Source organism: Desulfatiglans parachlorophenolica (genome assembly GCF_055394735.1).
The window spans coordinates 4,505,643-4,525,686 of sequence record NZ_AP042460.1 but is presented as its reverse complement, the minus strand read 5'-3'; the positions used below and the strand labels follow the sequence as shown (position 1 = coordinate 4,525,686).

Sequence of the window (20,044 nt, the reverse complement as noted above, 5' to 3'; positions counted from 1 at the left end):
ATTTATTTAGGAGAAGTTTATGAAAACAATTGTATTAGCTTATCACAATATCGGATGCGTTGGCATCAAAGCCCTTCTGGCGCATGGCTATGATATCCAGGCGGTCTTTACCCATGAGGACGATCCGAATGAAAATACCTGGTTCGAGTCAGTGGCGGAATTGGCGGCCGCCAATGATATTCCGGTCTATGCGCCGGAAGATATCAACCATCCCCTCTGGGTTGAACGGATCAGGGAATTGGCGCCGAACGTCATTTTTTCTTTTTATTACCGCAAGATGGTTGGCGAGGAGATCCTCGCCGTCCCCTTGAAGGGCTGTCTGAACCTTCACGGTTCGCTTCTGCCCCGTTACCGGGGCCGCTGTCCGGTGAACTGGGTGTTGATCCATGGAGAAAAAGAAACCGGGGTGACCCTGCATTACATGACGCCACGGCCGGATGACGGTGACATCGTCGGACAACAGCAAGTGTCCATCGAAGAAAGCGACACGGCCTTGACCCTGCATGCGAAGCTCGCCAGTGCAGCGGGAGAAATGCTCGATGTCCTGTTGCCGAAAATCCGGGGAAACGAGGTTGACCGCGTTCCACAGGACAAAGCGTTGGCAAGCTATTTTGGCGGGCGCGGACCGCAGGACGGGTTGGTCGACTGGACTCGAAATGCGGCAGTCGTTCGAAATCTGGTGCGGGCGGTGACCCGCCCCTATCCAGGTGCTTTTTCCTTTCTGGGAAACCGCAAGTGCATCTTTTGGGACGTTGAGACGACGGCAGCAGCGCCGGGGGCCTATCCAGGCGGCATACTATCGACAGATCCTCTGCGAATCGCCTGTGGCGACGGCGCGGTGGAGGTTCGCTACGGGCAGAGTGAAAACGGCGTTTACATGAGCGGCCGGCAACTCGCGCAGGAACTTAACTTGGCTGTCGGCATGCGATTCAACGGCCAAACCGAGACGGTAACAGAGGAACACCGCAAAAAGCATGTCCTGATCCTTGGCGTCAACGGCTTTATCGGCAATCACTTGAGTGAGCGGTTGTTGGAAAGCGGCCGCTATGAGGTCCACGGAATGGACCTGTGTTCGAGCGGCATCGGACATTTGTTGGGGCATCCAGATTTTCATTTCACGGAAGGCGATATTTCGATCATGCGGGAATGGATCGAGTATCATGTTCGCAAATGCGATATTGTCCTGCCGCTGGTGGCCATTGCCACCCCGATTGAGTATGTCCGCAATCCGTTGCGGGTATTCGAACTGGATTTCGAAGAAAATTTGCGTGTCGTGCGGTATTGCGTCAAGTATGGGAAACGGCTGATATTTCCTTCCACCTCGGAAGTCTATGGCATGTGCACAGATGATGAATTTGACGAGCAGCGGTCAAACTTTGTTCTTGGCCCCATCCATAAACAACGTTGGATCTATTCCTGCAGTAAGCAGATGTTGGATCGAGTGATCTGGGCATACGGCAAGAGTCAGGGGCTGCAATTCACCCTTTTCCGACCTTTCAATTGGGTAGGCCCGAAACTCGACTCCCTGGCATCCGCCCGGATCGGTAGCTCACGCGTGATCACCCAATTCATCCTGAATCTGGTGGAAGGCACCCCGATTCGCCTGGTGGACGGCGGCAAGCAGAAACGTTGTTTTACCGACTTCAGGGACGGTATCGAATGTCTCTTCAGGGTCATCGAAAACAAGAACGACCAATGCAATGGGCGCATCTTCAATATCGGAAATCCAAACAACGAATACAGTATGGCCGCTCTTGCCGATATGCTTCGGGAAAAATTTGACGGTCATCCACTTCGGTATCATTTCCCTCCGGCTGGCGGAATTCAACGAATCGAGGCCCGAGCCTATTATGGGTCGGGCTATCAGGACGTTCAGCATCGGCGGCCATCGATCCGCGAGGCTCAGAGCATTTTGGGGTGGACGCCGAACGTGCCTTTTGAGCAGTCCGTTGAAGAAACGCTGGATTATTTTCTTAAATCGGCGGTGGAATGCGCAGCGGAGGCATCATGTGCCATGTCGGCCTGCGAGTAGATGTCGATACGTTGCGGGGCACCCGTATCGGGGTTCCGAACCTGGTCGACCTTTTGGCCCGGCACCAAATCCGGGGCAGCTTCTTTTTTTCAGTGGGGCCAGACAATATGGGTCGACATCTTTGGCGTTTGATGCGGCCCACCTTTCTGCTCAAGATGCTCAGAACGCGGGCGGTCAGTCTGTATGGATGGGATATTCTTTTGCGGGGCACCCTGTGGCCCGGAGCTGTGATCGGTAAGCGCTGTCCTGGTCCGATTCGTCAGGTTGTGGAGGCGGGGCATGAGGTCGGCCTACATGCCTGGGACCATCACCGCTGGCAGATGGCGCTTGAAAAGATGGATCAGGCCGCAATAATCGCTGAAATCCGTAAAGGCTACGAATTACTGACGGATATCCTGGGACACGCCCCAGAATGTTTCGCGGCCCCTGCCTGGAGGGTGACACCTGAAGCGCTATTGGCGTTAGAGCAATTCCCTTTTCGATTTGAATCCGATTGTCGCGGTCGTTCGCTTTTTTATCCGCTGATCGACAACCGGCCGTCTCGTCATGTTCAGGTCCCGACCACGCTGCCGACTTACGATGAGCTCGTCGGCCGCCAATGCACACCAGAGACTTACAACGACCACCTTTTGAATATGATTCGTCCCGATCAGCTCAATGTGTTGACCATCCACGCCGAAGTGGAGGGGGTCGCTTGCCTGGAATTGTTCCGGGATTTTTTGTTCAAGTCACAACAGCGGGATATCGTCTTCGTGCCTCTTGGCGACATTCTTGGCGAAACCGGAAAAGCAAAAAAATCAAGGATGGTTAGAGGTACTCTCGCCGGCAGGGACGGATGGCTTGCCTGCCAGGATGACACGGATAGCATGGAAATTCACGATAAGGTCAGCAAACGATGAGCACATTGAATAAACGCTACATTCTATTAATTCTGTCATTCTTTTTACTGGCGTACATTCTTCCCCTGGGGGTGCGTGACCTGGTTGTTCCGGATGAAACGCGCTACGGAGAAATTCCCCGAGAAATGATTGCCAGCGGCGAATGGATATCGCCTCATCTTAACGGTCTGCGCTACTTTGAAAAACCGGTGCTGGGCTATTGGGTTCATGCCGGCTCACTTCTGATGTTCGGGGAAAACAACTTTGCCGTACGCCTCCCTTCCGCCCTATCCGTGGGTTTGTCAGCCTTGTTGATATATGTATTGGTATGGCGAACTTCCCGTCGTGAAAATGAAGACGGCGGTTTTCCGGCTATTCTGGCCACTCTTGTTTTTTTATCCTGTTTTGAGGTGTTCGGGGTGGGAAACACTGCCGTGTTAGACAGCTTGTTCTCATTCTTTCTTACGGCGACCATTACCGCTTTCTATTTTGCCACGGAGTCACCGCCAGGGTCGGGGCGAGAAAAAGGTTACCTGTTTCTCGCCGGTCTGAGTTGCGGCCTGTCCTTTCTGACCAAGGGGTTTCTCGGATTTACCGTGCCGGTTTTGGCGGTAGCGCCCTATCTGGTTTGGCAGCGCCGGTATGCCGATTTGTTGCGCATGAGCTGGCTGCCGATTCTAACCGCTATTTTGGTTTCGTTGCCATGGAGTATCGCAATCCACCTTCGGGAACCTGATTTCTGGCGTTTCTTTTTCTGGAACGAACATATCCGCCGGTTTATGGCCGACAATGCTCAACATAAAGAGTCGTTCTGGTTTTTCTTTCTGACGGCACCGGGCATGTTTTTTCCCTGGGTGTTTATGGTGCCCGCAGCCGTACCGGGAATAAAAACCCGATTGTTTGAACAGGGGGCGGCAGGCCGGTTGCTGAAATTTTGTCTATGTTGGCTGGTGCTGCCGTTTTTGTTCTTCTCTTTTTCAAACGGGAAGCTCTTAACCTACATACTTCCCTGTTTCCCGCCGTTTGCCATTCTCATCGCTTTTGGGTTGTTGCATGTGCTAAAGAAAGATACGCGGAGCAGGCTGTTCCAGGGGGGGATTGTTGTCAACACCATTCTCTTCAGTCTGATTTTAGTAGCTTTTTTGTATGTTCAACTTTTTGGTTTCAACGGGTTCCGACCATACAGCCAGGCATGGAAAGCCGTGATGGTCGTCAATGGCTTGGCGTATTTTGTACTATTTCTCGTTTGGGCTTTCAGAAGCCGGACAACGGTCAGCAAAACACTTTTACTCGGTCTCTCGCCGCTTCTTCTATTTTTTGTTGTTCACTTTACTATTCCGGACTTGACCAGAGAGGTAAAATCGCCTGGACCCATTTTGGAACAATACGCCCAAGGTATTGATAGCAAAGATATTGTCATTTCCGATAAAAATTCGATCAGGGCAGTGGGCTGGTATCTGAAACGAAACGATGTTTACTTACTGGGTGGAACGGGTGAGCTTGATTACGGGATGAAATATAAAGATGCGGCTGGCAGATTGCTTGATATGCAAACTGCGGTCGACTTGATTCAGAACAACCGGGGCAGGACTGTACTGATTGCCAGGGTGAAACATATCGCCCGATGGCGGGATCAGCTCCCCCAGCCTGTTTTCCAGGATCAGAGTGGTCCTGAAGGGTATGTTATCTGGAAATTTTGATATTGGCTCATAACAAAGGTTTGAAGGGCATCGGTAGCCCTATTGGTCATATGTTTTTAGCCACCTCACTGATCTTATTGAAATTATATATGAAATGCGCTATTTGTGAATGTCGTGAAGTGGTCTTGCTCGTATGGGTAAGACTGGCAATAACGGTTACAGCAAAAGGATGATCATGGCCAGATATCTTCCTCTCATTGTACTTGGAGTGCTTCTCAACGCTTCGGCTCAGTTGGCCCTTAAGCAGGGAATGCGTCAAATCGGCTATTTTGACTTCGGTTTGCAAAACTGCAGCCGCATTTTTTTTGCGGTGGCGTTAAACCCCTTTATATTGATCGGATTGGGGTGTTATGTCGTTAGCGTGGCGGTCTGGCTGCTGGTGCTTTCCAGGGTTGAGGTCAGCTATGCCTATCCGCTACTTTCCATCGGCTATATCGTCACGGCTTTTGCCGGTCAAATGTTTTTCAATGAGGGGATCGGCGCTACCCGCTGGGCCGGTATTATTGTCATATGCGCTGGTGTTTGGCTGATTACCCGTTCAGCATGAAAAGCCGTATTCATGGCTTGCCGGCTAAGGCGCTCAAAGATGACGGTAGATCAATTTCATGGAACGTGCGGAAATGAAAATCTTGCTTGTTGACGATAATCTCTCGTTGCTGGATCAGATCCGGCAAATTTTAACAAGCCAGCGCTACATCGTGGAGACGGTGTCAAATGGAGAGGAGGCGCTGGACAAACTCTGCGAAAACCCTTTTGATCTAATCATTCTCGACATCATGATGCCAAAAATGGACGGATTTACGGTACTGAGAGAGATGAGACAGATCAAGATCGACGCCCCTGTGCTGATGCTGACCGCAAAGGGAGACTCGACCGATAAAGTGAAGGGCCTTGATCTTGGTGCGGACGACTATCTGAGCAAACCATTTTCCATGGATGAACTGCTGGCCCGGGTACGCGCCTTGCTCCGGAGATCCGCAGGCCAGTGTCAATCGGTCCTGGAATTTGGGGAACTGGCCCTTGATACGGTAAAACGTAAAGTAACCATGGGTGGAAAGCCCGTTGAACTGACCCCCAGGGAATTTTCCATTCTTGAGTTCCTGCTACACAACAAAGACAGGGTTGTGACTCGCTTCAGCCTGGCCGAACATGTCTGGGGGGATGACTTCGATCCTTTCAGTATGTCCAATTTCATGGATGTTCATATGAAGAACCTGCGCCATAAAATTGGGGATACCGGCAATGCCAGGATCATCCGAACCGTGCGCGGGGTCGGATATATCATCGGAGACACGGAATAATGACCGTCAAGACAAGGATCACCCTCTTCATTGTCGGAGCCGGTTTTTTTTCCAGTTTATTGTTTTCTGTTGTCGTGTTTTACGAATTGATGGAGCAACCTTTCGAACTTCTGGACACCCTGCTGAAAGAGGAAGCATATCGAACAGCTACGATGCTCGTGAAAGCGCAAAAAGAATCAGATTCAGTATTTCTAGATTCTGCTTCTCAAGAAATGGATCGGTATTGGATTGAAATTTACGATGGCAACACCCGCAAAACAATTTTTCAGTCCAATCTGGCAAAATCGGTAAAGTTGCCTCTGGTGAATCCCGGTTCTCGTGCTATTGCACGCCCCCTTGTTTCTGAGGCAGAAATCAAGTCGGCCCAGTCCCGAAACAAAAATTCACCCTTTCGGGTAAGGACCCTGTCAATCGAATTGGACGGGCGATCGTTCATTGTCCAGATCGCACGGCCCATGGAAAAACTGAACGAAGAGATCTGGGAGTTGGTTCTCGGGATATTGGCCGGGCTGGTTTTTTCCTCCCTGGCATTGATCGTTATAAGTCATGTCATGGCCGGCAAGATTCTGCGGCCGATTGGTGAGATGAAAAACTTGGCTCAGGATATCAGCGAAAATAACCTTGAGCAGCGAATACTGCATGGAAAAGAGCGGGATGAATTCAGTGAACTTGCCAGAACCATCAACCAGATGTTGGATCGGCTGCAATATTCTTTTGCAAGGCAAAGGAATTTCCTATTTGATACCTCGCATGAACTGAAAACGCCCCTCACCACCATACGGCTCGCCGTCGATGAAATTGCTTCCCGTGACGACGGAAATCTGCCCCCTCTTATCAGGAGCAATCTCTTCAGACTAAAAAATCAGGTGTTGCGCATGGAGCGATTGGTCAAGGATCTACTGAACCTGTCCTCCTTGGAAACATTGTCCAGTATCGATCCTAAACCGGTCCAAATAAGCGAGTTGTTGTCATCCTTGGTTGGGGAATATAAGTTCCTGGCAGATTCCCGTAACATCAAAATAGACTCTCGTCTTCCCAAGGGGCTCGTCATCCAGGGAGATGAGCAAAAACTGCACCGCGCACTATCGAATATTTTGGATAATGCCGTCAAGTATAACGTGGATGGAGGACAGATTGCGCTGAGGGGCGATCTCTCTGCTGCCGGACTGACGGTAACAGTCGCCAATACAGGCCCAGGTGTTGCCGAGGCGGATATCCCCAGGGTGTTTGACCAATTTTACCGGGTTGAAAAATCTCGATCAATCGAGCACGGGGGCTCCGGCCTCGGGTTAAGCATCGTCAAAAGGATCGTTGAACTTCATGGGGGCGATGTAACATTCGAAAGCGAACAAGGTGGATGGACTCAAGTGACCGTCAGCTTGCCTCGGTACCGGGAGAAAATTTTGGCATGAGTACTACGGGGAGGCAAGTTGTATTGGAGACAGTTTTTTAACGAACTGTCATTATGTTTGAACAAGTTAAACTATTTGATCAAGGAAGCAAACAAGATCCCTTGGAATTCGATTCCCGTTTTGGGAACCGAACCGGCATCCGTAAAACGGATTCGAAGTTGTTGCGGCTCGACGCCAGGTATCCGGTTTTACTGCAAACCCGTCACCCTCGTCCGGTGCCGGGAAATCAGGGGAGAAAATCGTTTCTCTGGTCGAGTTATCGGGAAGTAGTTGTGTGAGATGACTTCGGCGTTTATTATCAATGAGTTACGAGGAGCGCGGGCTTTGAGACTGTTTTGCGGTAGGTCGGCGTTCCCTCCACCATTTAAGAAAATCCAGCCCGTCTTCATGGGGTCATTCTACCAGGAGACGGGTTTTCTTTTTCCCCATATTTCCAAAGGAATTACGCCCGCTTCACATCCTTCCTGAACACCTCTCCAGACCGTCGATTCTCCCCACCCTCCAGGCATTCTTTCTCTGTTTAGCCCCTGGTTCTCTGTTTCCTCCGGATCAATTCCGAGGCTCGCCCAGAAAGCTTATACCCTTGATTGACATGGGTTTTCGGCCTGTTGCCCTATTTGGCGGTTGTCTTAGCCGGAAATGATTTCCCTATAGAACCCAGTTTTTAATCCGGAAATGAGGATTTTTCTTCACCGCTACGCGGCGGGTCCCGGTTTGGCCAATATCAAGGAAATCAAACGTTTGCGCGGAGGCGATTTGTGGGTCGCCGCACAAGCAAACGTGCAGATCGACGCCGAGATTGGCCAAAAAGACCATTTCCGGATGGAAACTAGCTCATCGTTCGGTGCCGCAACCGGAAGCCTTTTTCGAGATGGCTCGAATCGGCACCGAGAAGAAGCATTGGTCACTCCGAGAAGGTGTCAGGTACGATAAGGATATCCGCAGGGGCGGCTGGGAAAAATTCCCGGGATTACAATCAGAGGAGAGGGTTCAAGCCTACGCAAACCAGTTCAGCGCCTGATAGGAACACGAAACTACAGGGCGATCCGGGGTTCACTCCGGGGGACACACCACCGGAGTCAGGGCGGTTCTCCTCATTCGGCGGAACCGTGCGGAGTGCGAATCGACAGCACCGGGCAAGGAGCCAGCCGGGTAAGACGGTCCGTGCATGAGCCCAAAAAAAGCGTCCCGAAGAGGGAATGCCCCCGGGCGCCGACGACGATGAGGTCCATCTCCTGCTCGGAGGCGTAACGGTCCAATGCCTCCCAGGGCCGCCCTTTCAGGATGGCGCTGCAGGAACGAAGGCCCGGACCTCCAATCGTGCGGATCAGGTCTGCGAGCCGGGCCTTCAGGTTCTCGGCCAGAAAGGTTTCCACCCCGCTGAGCCTCCCCGCGTTTGTCCTCGAGAAGGGGACGTGCCTGGACGGCTCCAGAACGTGGACCAGGTGCAACTCCGCGTCGAACCCTCTTGCGAGATCCACTGCATAATCGATCGCCGCTTCCGCGTCGCGGGAAAAATCCGTCCCAACCAGGATGCGCCTCAAACAGAAGCTCTGGAAATCGCTTGCGGCAAGCGGGGCCCGGGACGATCCCACTGTGATCAACGGGCGGCTGATGCTTTTCATGAGACCTTCGGCCACGGACCCGAGAACAAGCCACTTGGCCCCGGAACGTCCATGTGTGGCCACCACGACGATATCGGCATCTTTCTCCTGCGCCAGACGGCAGATCTCGGCCACGGGATGCCCCTTGACCACGACGGGCTCCCAGGTCACGGCCGGATCAATAGCGCAGTTCCTGAACCGAGATCTGACAGTGTCCATAACGAGCTTCTCTTGCTCCTCCGGGGACCGGGAGGAGTCATAGCTGTACATGAAGGCATAAGACATGTCGATGACATGACACAGGAACAGCTTCGCGCTGAACCTTTTTGCCATTTGCTGGGCGAAAGCCAGGGCATGATCCGAACATTCGGAGAAATCCGTCGCGCATAAGATGTTCCTGATGTCGAGTTTCATGGCCGAAAGCCCTCCTTCAAGCGCTTGATCCGTCGCCACGGGATGTGCGGGAGAAGAATCACCGCTCACCAAAATCCATTCAAAGAAAAAGGGGTTTTGGCTTGCGACCTTAACCCCTTGATTTTCCTGGTGCCCCCGGCGCGACTCGAACGCACGACACCCAGATTAGGAATCTGGTGCTCTATCCACCTGAGCTACGGGGGCGTAAGAGTTTTTTCTACCATAGTGTCCCGAAAAGTCAACGCTTTTGAAAGGCGGCGCTGAAAAATCTGTTGCCTATAAGAACAGAATCGTTATAATAACTAAAATAGGGTCTGATCACGGAAGAGGTCAGATGACTCGATTGCCACAACGGTGTGGGGATGTAGCTCAGGTGGGAGAGCGGTACGTTCGCAACGTACAGGCCAGGGGTTCGAATCCCCTCATCTCCACCATATTTTTTTCTGCGTAGACCTTCACAAGGCCGATGTGGCTTCTTGCGCCGGGCAACGTCCATCCGGGAGCAGCGGTGGAGCGGGAACCGGCGGCGGTTGAGACCACCGGATCGTCAACCGGGGTCTCATCCTGAATCTCCCAGCACCTTCTTCATTCCAAGATCTCTGAAACCATTCCTACCGGGGTGACACCTCATGGGCCGTACCGCTGAGATCCGCAGAAAGACCAGGGAAACCGATATCACGCTCAAGCTCGACCTGGATGGCAATGGGCAAAGCCGGATCGCCACAGCAGTGCCGTTCATGGATCACATGCTGACGCTTTTCGCCGCGCACGGATTCATGAACCTCGAGTTGACTGCGGAAGGGGACACCCAGATCGACGACCACCACACCGTGGAAGACATAGGTATCTGCCTTGGCCTCGCACTGACACAGGCACTTCAAGACAAACGGGGCATCCGCCGTTACGGCGCCGCATCCATCCCCATGGACGAGACCCTGGTCCGCGTCGTTCTCGATATCTCCGGCCGTGCGTTTCTGGCCTACGGCGTGACCTTCCCAGCCCCTTTCCCGGGCCGGTTCGATTTCGGGCTTCTGGAGGAGTTTTTCCGGGCGGTTGCCGTCCACGCTGGAATCACCCTGCACATCGACCTGCTTGCGGGAAAGAATGCCCATCACATCGCCGAAGCGGTTTTCAAGGCCTTCGGCCGGGCGCTTGATCAGGCCGTGATGATCGATCCACGCCGCGAGGGGGCCGTCCCGTCTACAAAGGGGGCCCTTTAACCGGCTCATTGAAGAAAGGAATAGGGGTTACTGCCATGGTTCACTCTCTCTTGCTGCGCATGATCTGTGCAGCGGCGTTTCTGTCGATTTGCATGACCCTTTCGGGCTGCGCCGGTGATCGGAAGCCATCCACAACGATCACTGAGCCGGTTGCCATTAAAAAACTCGTTGTTTTCGGGTTTTCCGCCGCGCTGGCACCCGGCTCGACGCCCAACGTCCTTCGCGATCCGCTTTCCGGCTCCCTTTTCAGCGCCGAACCTGTCCCGGCCGAAGCCGTCGCCTTTATGAACGAAAATCTCTTCGCGAAAATTCTCGCCCTCGACGGCTATGAACTGGTCTCGCCGAGACAGGCTGAAGGCGTTTATCAAAAATTGATCGATTCAGGATCGCTCACCGGAAAGGGGCGACTCGACATGCTGCGGGAAATAGGGCTGGCCTTCGGCGCGGATGCAGTCCTCGCGGGCTATCTCTACCGCTGGCAGAACCGGGAAGGCACCGATTTCGCCGCCAATCGACCGGCCTCAGTCGCCTTTTCCTTCAATCTGATCAGCCCGTCCAGTGGAGAGCAGATCTGGCGCAGCAAATTCGACAAGGCACAACAGTCATTGACCGAAAACATATTCGATTTCAAAACGTTCATGAAAGGAAAAGGCCGTTGGATGACCGCTGAGCAATTGGCTGATCTCGGCCTCGAGGGGCTGGTTTCGACCATGCCCCTTGAAGGTAATCGATAGAACCGCGTCCATTTGCAAATGCCGTTTTGCAGGGCAGCGCCGGTCAAGAAGAGCATTTCGGGATGGAAGCCAGTTTGGTGCCATTCCCCAAAACAGGAGAAATGAGAGATTGATTATCATACCCGCGATCGACATCAAGGGGGGTCGCTGCGTACGGCTGCAACAAGGTCTGATGTCGAAGGAAACCGTGTTCTCCGATTTTCCGGAAGAGATGGCTCGGCTTTGGGCAGGCAAGGGTGCTCAGCGGCTTCACATCGTCGACCTTGACGGAGCGGTCCAAGCTCGCCCGGTCAATGCCGAGACCATCGGCCGAATCGTCAAGGCCGCTCAGATTCCGGTCGAACTGGGCGGGGGCATCAGGGACTTTACCACGCTGAGGGCCTACTTCGATCTGGGCATCGCCTACGCCATCCTCGGGACCGTTGCACTGAAAAACCCGGATTTCGTCAAAGAAGCCTGCAACGCCTTCCCCGGAAAAATCATCCTCGGAATCGACGCACGCGGCAATCGTGTCGCCGCGGAAGGATGGACCGAGGAGTTTGCCGAGACCCCGCTGGAACTGGCCCGCAAATTCGAGCCCTATGACCTGGCCGCCATCGTCTACACGGATATCTTCAGGGACGGGATGCGCACGGGACCCAACACGGAAGCCACCAGGGCCCTCGCGAGGAATCTGACAACCCCGGTCATCGCCTCGGGCGGGATCGCCCACATCGGCCACGTGAAAGAACTGCTGCACACTGAAAAAGACGGTGTCATCGGAATGATCACCGGGCGCGCGCTTTATGACGGAACCCTGGACCTCGAGGAGGCTATCCATCTGAGCATTGATTTTTCTTCTTGACATGCGCATAAGAAGGAATAAACTGAAAGTTTTCGATGAGGGTAGATATGTCCCTGGAAGCAACTATCGCCGAAGATCTCAAGCGCGCCATGAAAAATAAGGACGAGCTGCGTGTCTCCTGCCTCCGCATGCTCAAGACCTCCTTGAAGCGTAAACGGGTCGAGGTCAACCGCGATCTGACCGATGAAGAGATTCAGGCTGTGATCGCTTCCTCCATCCGGCAGGGGCAAGAGGCCGCCGAAGAGTTCAAGGCCGGCGGACGAGCCGACCTTGCAGGCAAGGAAGAAGCTGAGATCCGCATCCTGTACGAGTACCTCCCGCGGCAGTTGGACCCGGAAGAAATCGACGGGGTTCTGAGGGAGATCATCGCCGAGAGCGGGGCAAAAGGCCCCAAGGACCTCGGCAAGGTCATGAAAGAAGCCATGTCCAGGCTGGCCGGAAAGGCCCAAGGCAAAGAAGTGAATGAGAGGGCGCGGCGCTTGCTCTCTTGAGATTCGGAATTATATTTGTTGGGCCGCGATACACCGATTCTTATGAAGAGGATCATGGCCACACTGCAAACAGCCAAGGAAGAAATCCGCCGGAAGGCCGATATCGTCGAATTCATCGGTCAGTTCGTTCAGCTCAAAAAGGCCGGCAGGGACTTTGTCGGGCTCTGTCCATTCCATGGAGACAAGGACCCCTCCTTTACAGTCAGCCCGGAAAAACAGATGTTCCATTGTTTCGGGTGCAAAAAAGGCGGGGATATTTTCGCCTTCTGGATGGCATATCATGGCGCCTCTTTTCCGGAGGCCCTGAAGGATCTGGCGGAGCGCTACCATGTCCCGATCGAGTCGGAGGTCTGGAGCCCGGTCGACCAGCGGAGGGCCGATAAACGGGAGGCGCTTTTCCGGATCAACGAAGCGGCTGCCGTTTACTTCGAATCCAGGCTGAAGGATCCCGTTGCTGGGAAACCCGGCAAAGATTATCTTAAAGGCCGTTCTGTAACGGACGACGTCCGCACCAATCTGAGGCTCGGATACGCACCGGAGAGCTGGCACGGACTGGCGAATGACCTGAAGCGCCAAGGCGCCGACCTGTCGGTCGCCGCCGAGGCGGGCCTGGTCGCTCAGGGCGAACGGCAGGGATACTACGATCGGTTCAGGGGACGAATCATCTTTCCCATTTTCGACACCCGGAAAAAAATAGTGGGTTTCGGGGGCCGCGTCCTTGGCAATGGACATCCCAAGTACCTGAACACTCCGGAGACGCCCGTATTTCACAAAAGCGCCGTCCTGTATGGCCTGCACCTCTCCCTGAACTCCATCCGGCAAAGCGGCAGGGCTGTCGTCGTCGAAGGCTACATGGATTTTCTGACCCTTTTTCAGGCAGGGCTTCTGGAAGCGGTCGCCACCCTCGGAACCGCGCTGACGCGGGAACACCTCCGTGCACTGAAAGGCTGCGCAAAGGAGGTCTTTCTGGTTTTCGACGCTGACGCAGCAGGTCGTAATGCGGCACTGCGTAGTCTTCCTCTTTTTCTTCAGGAGGGTGTGCAGGCTCGCGCAGCCGAATTGCCCCCCGGCGAAGACCCGGACAGCCTGGTCAGAAAGGGTGGGCTGGCATCCTTCAACCGTTATCTGGAGAGTGCCCCTTTGCTCTTCGATTTTTTCCTGGCCCACAAAGCGCGCATAGAACCCCCCGATCATATCGAAGCGCTTATGGCCACCCTCAAGGATGTCCTCCCGGTCCTGGCCGAGATACAGGAAGAGGCGCCGCGGCGACTTTACGTCAAACGGCTGGCGGAGCATCTCAATCTTCAGGAAGAAATCATCTGGCCCGAACTCGCCAAGGTCTCCGGCGGGAACCGGATAGGCACGGCGCACGCGGCACGGCTCGAAACCGTGCTGATCGAAAAGGAAACGGCACGGCGCTTCGGAAGTGACCTCCAACTCCTGAATCTCGTCCTTCACCACCCCGAAAAGGCCCTTGAACTGGCGGATTGCCAGTGGCGCTGCCTCGCCGCGGACCGCGTCGTCATCGAGATCGTTGAACTTTTTTTCAGACACTGCAACCCCCAACGACCGCCGACTCATGAGGAGTTGCAGGAGCGCCTCGAAAGCGATGAAGCGCGGATGGTCTTGCGCGAAACCCTCATGCGCCCTTCGTATTATTCCGAAGCGGATGCCTTGTTGGCCGTAACGGAGTTTAAATATAAGATTGAACAACGAGAAATTGCCGTCTCGATCCAAAAGGCAAAGGCGGAAACGGATATAGACATTCGTGCACTGGACCGACTCCGCAAGCTGAAGGCACAGCATCTTGCGGGGCTTACCAAGGCTTAGCGGGTAGTGTAAAAAGGCGGAGGTAGAACTGGAATGGGTAAAAACAACGACATCAACGGGTTGAAACGGTTGATCGATATTGGCAAGGACAAAGGATATATCACCTACGAAGAGTTGAACGGTGATCTGTCGGATGAGCTCATGTCTTCGGAGGACAGCATCGACGATTTGATCATGATGTTCGAAGACCTCGACATCATGGTGGTAGACGAAGCCTCCAAAGAGAGGATCGAGAAATCGAGGGACGAGGCCAAAGACACTCTGATCACGGAAGAGCGGGAAAACTACCGCGTCGATATCGCCGATTCGGCCTCCCGGGCATCGGATCCCGTCAAGATGTACCTGAAAGAAATGGGGTGCATCTCGCTTCTTACGCGTGAGGGGGAGGTTCAAATCGCAAAAAGGATCGAGGCTGGGGAAAAGGAGGCCTTGAGTGTACTCGTCGAGTGTTCGCTGGGTGTCGAGCACATCATCGAACTCGGGAGAGAGCTCGAGGAAGGTCAGATCAAGCTCAGGGATGTCATCAACGACCTGGAAGACGATGAAAACTATACCCAGGTCGGCGAGCGAAAAGGCTCGCTGATCCATCTCATCACCGAGATAGCGCAAATTCATGGCGATATTCAGGCGAAAAGGCTTGAATTCTCAAAAGGGCGGTTGTCCGACGAGGAAAAGAGGAAACTCCAGCCCGAAATAAAAAACGGGCAGATCAAAATCAAGGAACTGGTCAATTCCTTCAAACTGGAGAAAACCCAGTTGGAAGGGATGTACAGGAAATTGAGGACCCTGGCGAATGAAATCGAGGAATGCGAAAAACAGATCACCGAGTGCATGCTCGCTGCAGGCGGAAAGCCGATTTCCTATTTGAGAAAGTGCTTCGCCAAACTGCCTAAGGTTTGCACCGAAGATGAGATCATCCTGCCTATCGCGATGAAAAAAGCGGAACTCGAGGACCTGAAATGCAAGCTTGAACACGCTCAAGAGATCATTTTTCAAGCCAAGCAGCGGACAAACCTTACGCCCAGGCAACTGAAGGATAAGCTGAAGCGGGTCGAGAACAGCCTGGACAAAGCTAAACGCGCCAAATCCGAACTGATCGAAGCCAATCTGCGCCTGGTTGTCAGCATCGCCAAAAAATACACCAACCGGGGGCTCCAATTCCTCGACTTGATTCAGGAGGGCAACATCGGCCTGATGAAGGCCGTAGACAAGTTCGAATACCAGCGGGGTTACAAATTCAGCACCTATGCCACCTGGTGGATCCGGCAGGCCATTACCCGGGCCATTGCAGACCAGGCACGGACCATTCGCATTCCCGTGCACATGATCGAGACTATCAACAAGCTGATTCGGACTTCCCGCTACCTGGTTCAGGAGCACGGTCGTGAACCCACCCCCGAAGAAATCGCGGAAAAGATGGAGTTTCCTTTGGAAAAGGTGCGCAAGGTTCTGAAGATCGCGAAGGAACCTATCTCCCTCGAAACCCCCATCGGAGAAGAGGAAGACAGCCATCTCGGGGATTTCATCGAAGACAAACGGATTCTTTCTCCGGGTGATGCCGTCGTCAACTTCAGTCTTTCCGAACAGACTCGAAAGGTGCTGCGGACCCTGACCCCCAGGGAGGAAAAGGTTCTGCGGATGCGATTCGGCATCGGTGAGAAGGCTGATCACACCCTGGAAGAGGTGGGCCGGGATTTTAACGTGACACGCGAACGGATCAGGCAGATAGAGGCCAAGGCCCTGAGAAAACTGCGGCACCCGAGCCGCAGCAAGAAGCTCAAGAGCTTCATCGAAAACTAAGTTTGTTTCGACGGTTCGATTTTCTGGACCGTGTAGCGTTTTGGCCTCAACGCACAGAGCCTCGTTTCCATCCGGAAATGGTCTTTTTGGCCAATCTCGGCGTCAATCTGCTCGTTTGCTTGTGCGGCGACCTGCAGGTCGCCTCCGCGCAAACGCTTGATTTCCTTGATATTGGCCAAACCGGGACCCGCCGCGGAGCGGTGGGACTGAGCGGCGAAGCGGTGAAGAAACCGGGACCCGCCGCGAAGCGGTGGGACTGAGCACCCGAAGGGTGTGAAGAAAAATCCTCATTTCCGGATGGAAACGAGGCGAGGAGTGGAAATCCGGGCAGGGTATTCGTCTGACTGGGATTTCCCTTGACAAAAGGGCCGCAAGCCAGCATTTTAGAAACGGGTGGATGCATTCAATGGGCCTATAGCTCAGCTGGAAGAGCCACCGGCTCATAACCGGTAGGTCCCTGGTTCGAACCCAGGTGGGCCCACCAGACTTGTTCAGCAGTCCGCAGTTTGTCGGAACAGACGGGATTATATGAATCAGGACTGAGCCATTTTCACGGCAAGGCGCATAACCGAAAGGATGCGCCTTTCACATTTGTGATCCCCTGCCCCGACCCGGTTACCCCATGACCCCTACGTTGGAAGATATACTGGAGTTCATCGAATCAGTGGCGCCGGCCCACCTGTCGGAACCCTGGGATAACCCGGGTCTGCAGGTGGGCAACCGGTCGAAACGGGTCCAGAAAATCCTGCTTGCACTGGACCCCACCCTCAGAGCCATTCGAGCCGCCATCCGACATCAAGCACAACTCCTCTTCACCCACCACCCCCTGATCTTCAAGCCCCTCCTTAAGCTCGACCCAGCAGATTACCCAGGCAACGTGATTTTTGAAGCCATCCGCTCCGGTACCGCCATAGTCTGCGCCCATACAAATCTGGATAGTGCTGCAGGGGGAATCAACGATTGCCTTGCATCCATTTTGGGATTGACCCATGTCACTGTTCTGAAAGAGGTCGCCGGAAGCCCGGACATCGGTCTGGGACGTCTGGGGATGCTGGAGAGGCCGACCACGCTCGATGAAATGGCTGAAAGCATCAAAGAGTGTTTGAAGACACCGGGCGTGCGGGTCATCGGGTCATCGGATACACTGATTGAACGCGTCGCCGTCGTCGGGGGGTCCGGCAGTGACTTGGCCGAATTGGCCTCTCGCAAAGGCGCAGACCTGCTGGTGACTGGTGACGTGAGCCACCACAAGGCCCTGGATGCAGCCGCCCTCGGCATTGCCCTGATCGATGCAGGCCATTACGCCACTGAACGAGCGGCTTTCTGTGCCTTTAGGGATACGCTCGAAACCAACTTTAGAAAGAGAGAGTGGGACACCGTAATCCTCTGGGATTCGAAGGAGGAAGATCCAATCCGGCTTGCCTGAGGTCAAATTGGGATGTCCCTTTGACTCCCCGACAGATCACCCACGGTGAGCCGGTATGTTTCACGGTATTGTTGTTGCCAGAAAAAAGTCCAAGAAAAGATTAAGGAGAGGGAAAATCCATTGGAAGAAACAATCAGACTTTTGATCGGTTTGCAGGATTGTGATTTACGGATCAGAAAGGTCCATCAAAAGCGTGCCGAGGGCCCCGAAACCATCAGGCAGTTGGCCGAAAAAGCCACTCAGGCCGAGGCTGAACTCCAGGATATCCTTGAAAATCTTGAAGACGCCAAGAAAGAGCGGCGGATGAAGGAGCAGAATCTTGACGATCTCCGAAACAAGATCCAGAAAAGCAACCTGAAGCTCTCGAACATCAAATCCAACAAAGAATATAGCGCCGTTCTGAAAGAGATAGAAGATATCAAGCGGGAAAAGAGCATCCAGGAGGACAGACTTCTCGAGATCATGGAAGAACTCGAGCGCCTAGATAAAGAATGCGCTACGGCGCAGCGGCGGTTCGATGATGCCAAAAGACAGTACGAGAGTGATCAGGCGCAAATCCTGAGCGAGCTCAAAAGACTCGAAGGTGATCTTGCCGAACTCTTGCAGGAACGAAAAACCTTCGAAGCCTCGATTGACGCAACGCTCTTGCGGCAGTACACTACCCTTATGAACCACCGGGGTGGGCCTGCCATCAGCCCAGTCGTCAAGGGCGTCTGCCAGATTTGCCGCATCCATATACCACCCCAGAAATTCAATGAGCTGATCCGCGGGGAAGCCATCATGAGCTGCCCGAACTGCCATCGCATCATTTACTGGGGCGAGGACGAGCGGTTTCAGGGGTTGATGGATATATCGTGATCTTCGGGTATGTCGGAGTAGAGCAGGTGGCCGCTGCCTTGTCGACACCGGCAGGGCGGAGGAAAGTCCGGGCTCCGCAGGACAGGGTGCTGGGTAACTCCCAGTCCTGGCGACAGGAAGGAAAGTGCCACAGAAAAGACACCGCCCGCGCGGGATGGCTTCCATTCAGTGCGGGTAAGGGTGAAAAGGCGAGGTAAGAGCTCACCAGTCCCTCCGGTGACGGAGGGAGCTAGGTAAACCCCACCCGGAGCAAGGCCAAATAGGGGAACGTTCGAGGGCTGTCCGTCCAAGTTCCCGGGTAGGCCGCTCGAACCCGCCGGCAACGGCGGGTCCAGATGAATGGTCACCGGCCCGAGGGGGGTGACCCCCTTGGGACACAGAACCCGGCTTATGATCTGCTCCGGCATACCCTACCCGAAAAAGAGATGCAGGAAAGGGGCGTAGAAGCACATGGTGGAAAGCTCCTTGAAAAGGTTGACAACAACAGGAAGGCGTATCGTCCTCGTCATCGGCGCGGGGCGTTTTGGAGCCAGAGCTGTGCGTTTGCTGGGATCCCGCCGACCCGATGATGCCCGAATCGTCGTTGTGGATACCGATGACGAACGACTTTCGGCCCTCAAAGATCCCCCGATTGAAACCGTCCATGCAGACGGCGTTGATTTCCTCGTCGAGCATTTCGCGCAACTCCACCCGCATGACCTCATCGTCCCCGCTGTTCCTGTTCATCTTGCAGGCGAGTGGCTCAAAAGGACGCTTTCCGGACTGTTTCGAATCACGCCCAAACCTATCCCCAATGCCTTGGAAACGACCTTGCCGAACACATGGCGCATCGGTGAAGATGTTCTGCTGGTCAGCTACGCGGATTTCCTCTGTCCGGAGGATTGTGAGGAACCGGAATACTGCACGGTTTCAGGCGAAAAACGCGATGTCCCGATGCGGGAGCTGCTCAGACACCTGAAGGTGGAAGGATTTTCAGTCCACGTGGTTGCGAGCGCACAGCTCGCACCCGGGCTGGGAGGATACCAAGCCGAAGACCTGGAGATCCTGAAAAAAACCGTAACAGCAGATGGACAGCCCCGGAAGTGGCTGGTGGCCACGGCATGCAATTGCCATGGTGTCCTCTCTGCATTCGAAATTGGTCTGCCCCCCGGGAGGAGGCCGTCCGAAACAAGCTAGTTTCCAATCCGGAAATGGTCTTTTTGGCCAATCTCGGCGTCAATCTGCACGTTTGCTTGTGCGGCGACCTACAGGTCGCCTCCGCGCAAACGCTTGATTGCCTTGATATTGGCCAAACCGGGACCCACCGCGAAGCGGTGGGACTGAGCGGCGAAACGGTGAAGAAACCGGGACCCGCCGCGAAGCGGTGGGACTGAGCACCCGAAGGGTGTGAAGAAAAATCCTCATTTCCGGATTCGAAACTTTGTCGTGCTGGGTGCTCTTTTCCGGATGGACACAAATCATTTTCTAACTCCAAACCCATTCGCTGACCGGAGGTACCAT

19 protein-coding genes, 3 tRNA genes and 1 other RNA gene are annotated in these 20,044 nt (G+C 54.1%); 20 read left to right on the top strand and 3 right to left on the bottom strand.

Going from position 1 to position 20,044, the window contains the following annotated elements:
* Positions 1 to 19: 19 nt before the first annotated feature.
* The 6 genes from arnA to ACZ500_RS20910 all read left to right on the top strand — a co-directional run bounded on the left by arnA (position 20) and on the right by ACZ500_RS20910 (position 7,323).
* Positions 20 to 2,032, top strand: a complete 2,013-nt coding sequence (gene arnA, locus ACZ500_RS20935) for a bifunctional UDP-4-amino-4-deoxy-L-arabinose formyltransferase/UDP-glucuronic acid oxidase ArnA (protein WP_464229402.1) — start codon at positions 20 to 22, stop codon at positions 2,030 to 2,032.
* A complete protein-coding gene (gene arnD / locus ACZ500_RS20930; protein ID WP_281791811.1) occupies positions 2,008 to 2,931 on the top strand; it encodes a 4-deoxy-4-formamido-L-arabinose-phosphoundecaprenol deformylase in 924 nt (307 codons plus the stop codon). The genes arnA and arnD overlap by 25 nt, the downstream gene beginning before the upstream one ends.
* On the top strand, positions 2,928 to 4,610 hold the full coding sequence (locus ACZ500_RS20925; RefSeq protein ID WP_464229401.1) for a phospholipid carrier-dependent glycosyltransferase: 1,683 nt from the start codon (positions 2,928 to 2,930) through the stop codon (positions 4,608 to 4,610). The genes arnD and ACZ500_RS20925 overlap by 4 nt, the downstream gene beginning before the upstream one ends.
* Before the next feature lie 175 nt (positions 4,611 to 4,785).
* Complete coding sequence (locus tag ACZ500_RS20920; RefSeq protein WP_281791813.1) at positions 4,786 to 5,157, top strand: DMT family transporter; 372 nt, start codon at positions 4,786 to 4,788, stop codon at positions 5,155 to 5,157.
* A 73-nt stretch (positions 5,158 to 5,230) separates the two neighbouring features.
* Positions 5,231 to 5,911, top strand: coding sequence for a response regulator transcription factor (locus ACZ500_RS20915; protein WP_464229400.1), 681 nt, complete (start codon positions 5,231 to 5,233; stop codon positions 5,909 to 5,911).
* A complete protein-coding gene (locus ACZ500_RS20910; protein WP_464229399.1) occupies positions 5,911 to 7,323 on the top strand; it encodes a sensor histidine kinase in 1,413 nt (470 codons plus the stop codon). Before ACZ500_RS20915 ends, ACZ500_RS20910 begins: the two co-directional genes overlap by 1 nt.
* A gap of 648 nt (positions 7,324 to 7,971) precedes the next feature.
* Here the strand turns inward: ACZ500_RS20910 and ACZ500_RS20905 are convergent.
* The 3 genes from ACZ500_RS20905 to ACZ500_RS20895 all read right to left on the bottom strand — a co-directional run bounded on the left by ACZ500_RS20905 (position 7,972) and on the right by ACZ500_RS20895 (position 9,545).
* On the bottom strand, positions 7,972 to 8,139 hold the full coding sequence (locus tag ACZ500_RS20905; protein ID WP_464229398.1) for a hypothetical protein: 168 nt from the start codon (positions 8,137 to 8,139) through the stop codon (positions 7,972 to 7,974).
* 278 nt (positions 8,140 to 8,417) lie between these two features.
* Positions 8,418 to 9,341, bottom strand: coding sequence for a universal stress protein (locus tag ACZ500_RS20900; protein ID WP_464229397.1), 924 nt, complete (start codon positions 9,339 to 9,341; stop codon positions 8,418 to 8,420).
* A gap of 127 nt (positions 9,342 to 9,468) precedes the next feature.
* Positions 9,469 to 9,545 (bottom strand) — tRNA-Arg (locus ACZ500_RS20895).
* A gap of 154 nt (positions 9,546 to 9,699) precedes the next feature.
* Between ACZ500_RS20895 and ACZ500_RS20890 the strand changes: the two genes are divergently transcribed.
* From ACZ500_RS20890 to ACZ500_RS20825, 14 genes are all read left to right on the top strand, one after another.
* A tRNA-Ala gene (locus tag ACZ500_RS20890) sits at positions 9,700 to 9,775 on the top strand.
* A gap of 195 nt (positions 9,776 to 9,970) precedes the next feature.
* Entirely contained in the window at positions 9,971 to 10,561 is a 591-nt protein-coding gene (hisB, locus tag ACZ500_RS20885; protein ID WP_464229396.1) for an imidazoleglycerol-phosphate dehydratase HisB, read from the top strand.
* 35 nt (positions 10,562 to 10,596) lie between these two features.
* Positions 10,597 to 11,295 (top strand): hypothetical protein, encoded by a 699-nt coding sequence (locus ACZ500_RS20880; RefSeq protein WP_464229395.1) that lies wholly within the window; start codon positions 10,597 to 10,599, stop codon positions 11,293 to 11,295.
* A 109-nt stretch (positions 11,296 to 11,404) separates the two neighbouring features.
* Positions 11,405 to 12,139, top strand: a complete 735-nt coding sequence (gene hisA / locus ACZ500_RS20875) for a 1-(5-phosphoribosyl)-5-[(5-phosphoribosylamino)methylideneamino]imidazole-4-carboxamide isomerase (protein ID WP_464229394.1) — start codon at positions 11,405 to 11,407, stop codon at positions 12,137 to 12,139.
* Positions 12,140 to 12,186: 47 nt separating this feature from the next.
* Positions 12,187 to 12,630: a GatB/YqeY domain-containing protein gene (locus tag ACZ500_RS20870; RefSeq protein WP_464229393.1), complete on the top strand. Its 444-nt coding sequence runs from the start codon at positions 12,187 to 12,189 to the stop codon at positions 12,628 to 12,630.
* 54 nt (positions 12,631 to 12,684) lie between these two features.
* Positions 12,685 to 14,460 (top strand): DNA primase, encoded by a 1,776-nt coding sequence (gene dnaG, locus ACZ500_RS20865; RefSeq protein ID WP_464229391.1) that lies wholly within the window; start codon positions 12,685 to 12,687, stop codon positions 14,458 to 14,460.
* A gap of 33 nt (positions 14,461 to 14,493) precedes the next feature.
* A complete protein-coding gene (gene rpoD, locus ACZ500_RS20860) occupies positions 14,494 to 16,260 on the top strand; it encodes an RNA polymerase sigma factor RpoD (RefSeq protein ID WP_464229389.1) in 1,767 nt (588 codons plus the stop codon).
* A gap of 77 nt (positions 16,261 to 16,337) precedes the next feature.
* The gene (locus ACZ500_RS20855) at positions 16,338 to 16,520 is read left to right on the top strand and encodes a hypothetical protein (RefSeq protein WP_464229388.1); all 183 of its coding nucleotides are present in this window, start codon (positions 16,338 to 16,340) and stop codon (positions 16,518 to 16,520) included.
* 148 nt (positions 16,521 to 16,668) lie between these two features.
* Positions 16,669 to 16,744 (top strand) — tRNA-Ile (locus ACZ500_RS20850).
* 138 nt (positions 16,745 to 16,882) lie between these two features.
* Positions 16,883 to 17,686, top strand: a complete 804-nt coding sequence (locus tag ACZ500_RS20845; protein WP_464229387.1) for a Nif3-like dinuclear metal center hexameric protein — start codon at positions 16,883 to 16,885, stop codon at positions 17,684 to 17,686.
* 120 nt (positions 17,687 to 17,806) lie between these two features.
* Positions 17,807 to 18,544: a zinc ribbon domain-containing protein gene (locus tag ACZ500_RS20840; protein WP_464229386.1), complete on the top strand. Its 738-nt coding sequence runs from the start codon at positions 17,807 to 17,809 to the stop codon at positions 18,542 to 18,544.
* A 14-nt stretch (positions 18,545 to 18,558) separates the two neighbouring features.
* An RNA gene (gene rnpB, locus ACZ500_RS20835) (RNase P RNA component class A) lies at positions 18,559 to 18,950 on the top strand.
* 59 nt (positions 18,951 to 19,009) lie between these two features.
* Positions 19,010 to 19,720: an NAD-binding protein gene (locus tag ACZ500_RS20830; protein ID WP_464229385.1), complete on the top strand. Its 711-nt coding sequence runs from the start codon at positions 19,010 to 19,012 to the stop codon at positions 19,718 to 19,720.
* A gap of 14 nt (positions 19,721 to 19,734) precedes the next feature.
* Positions 19,735 to 19,917: a hypothetical protein gene (locus ACZ500_RS20825; protein WP_464229384.1), complete on the top strand. Its 183-nt coding sequence runs from the start codon at positions 19,735 to 19,737 to the stop codon at positions 19,915 to 19,917.
* The last annotated feature ends 127 nt before the right edge of the window (positions 19,918 to 20,044 follow it).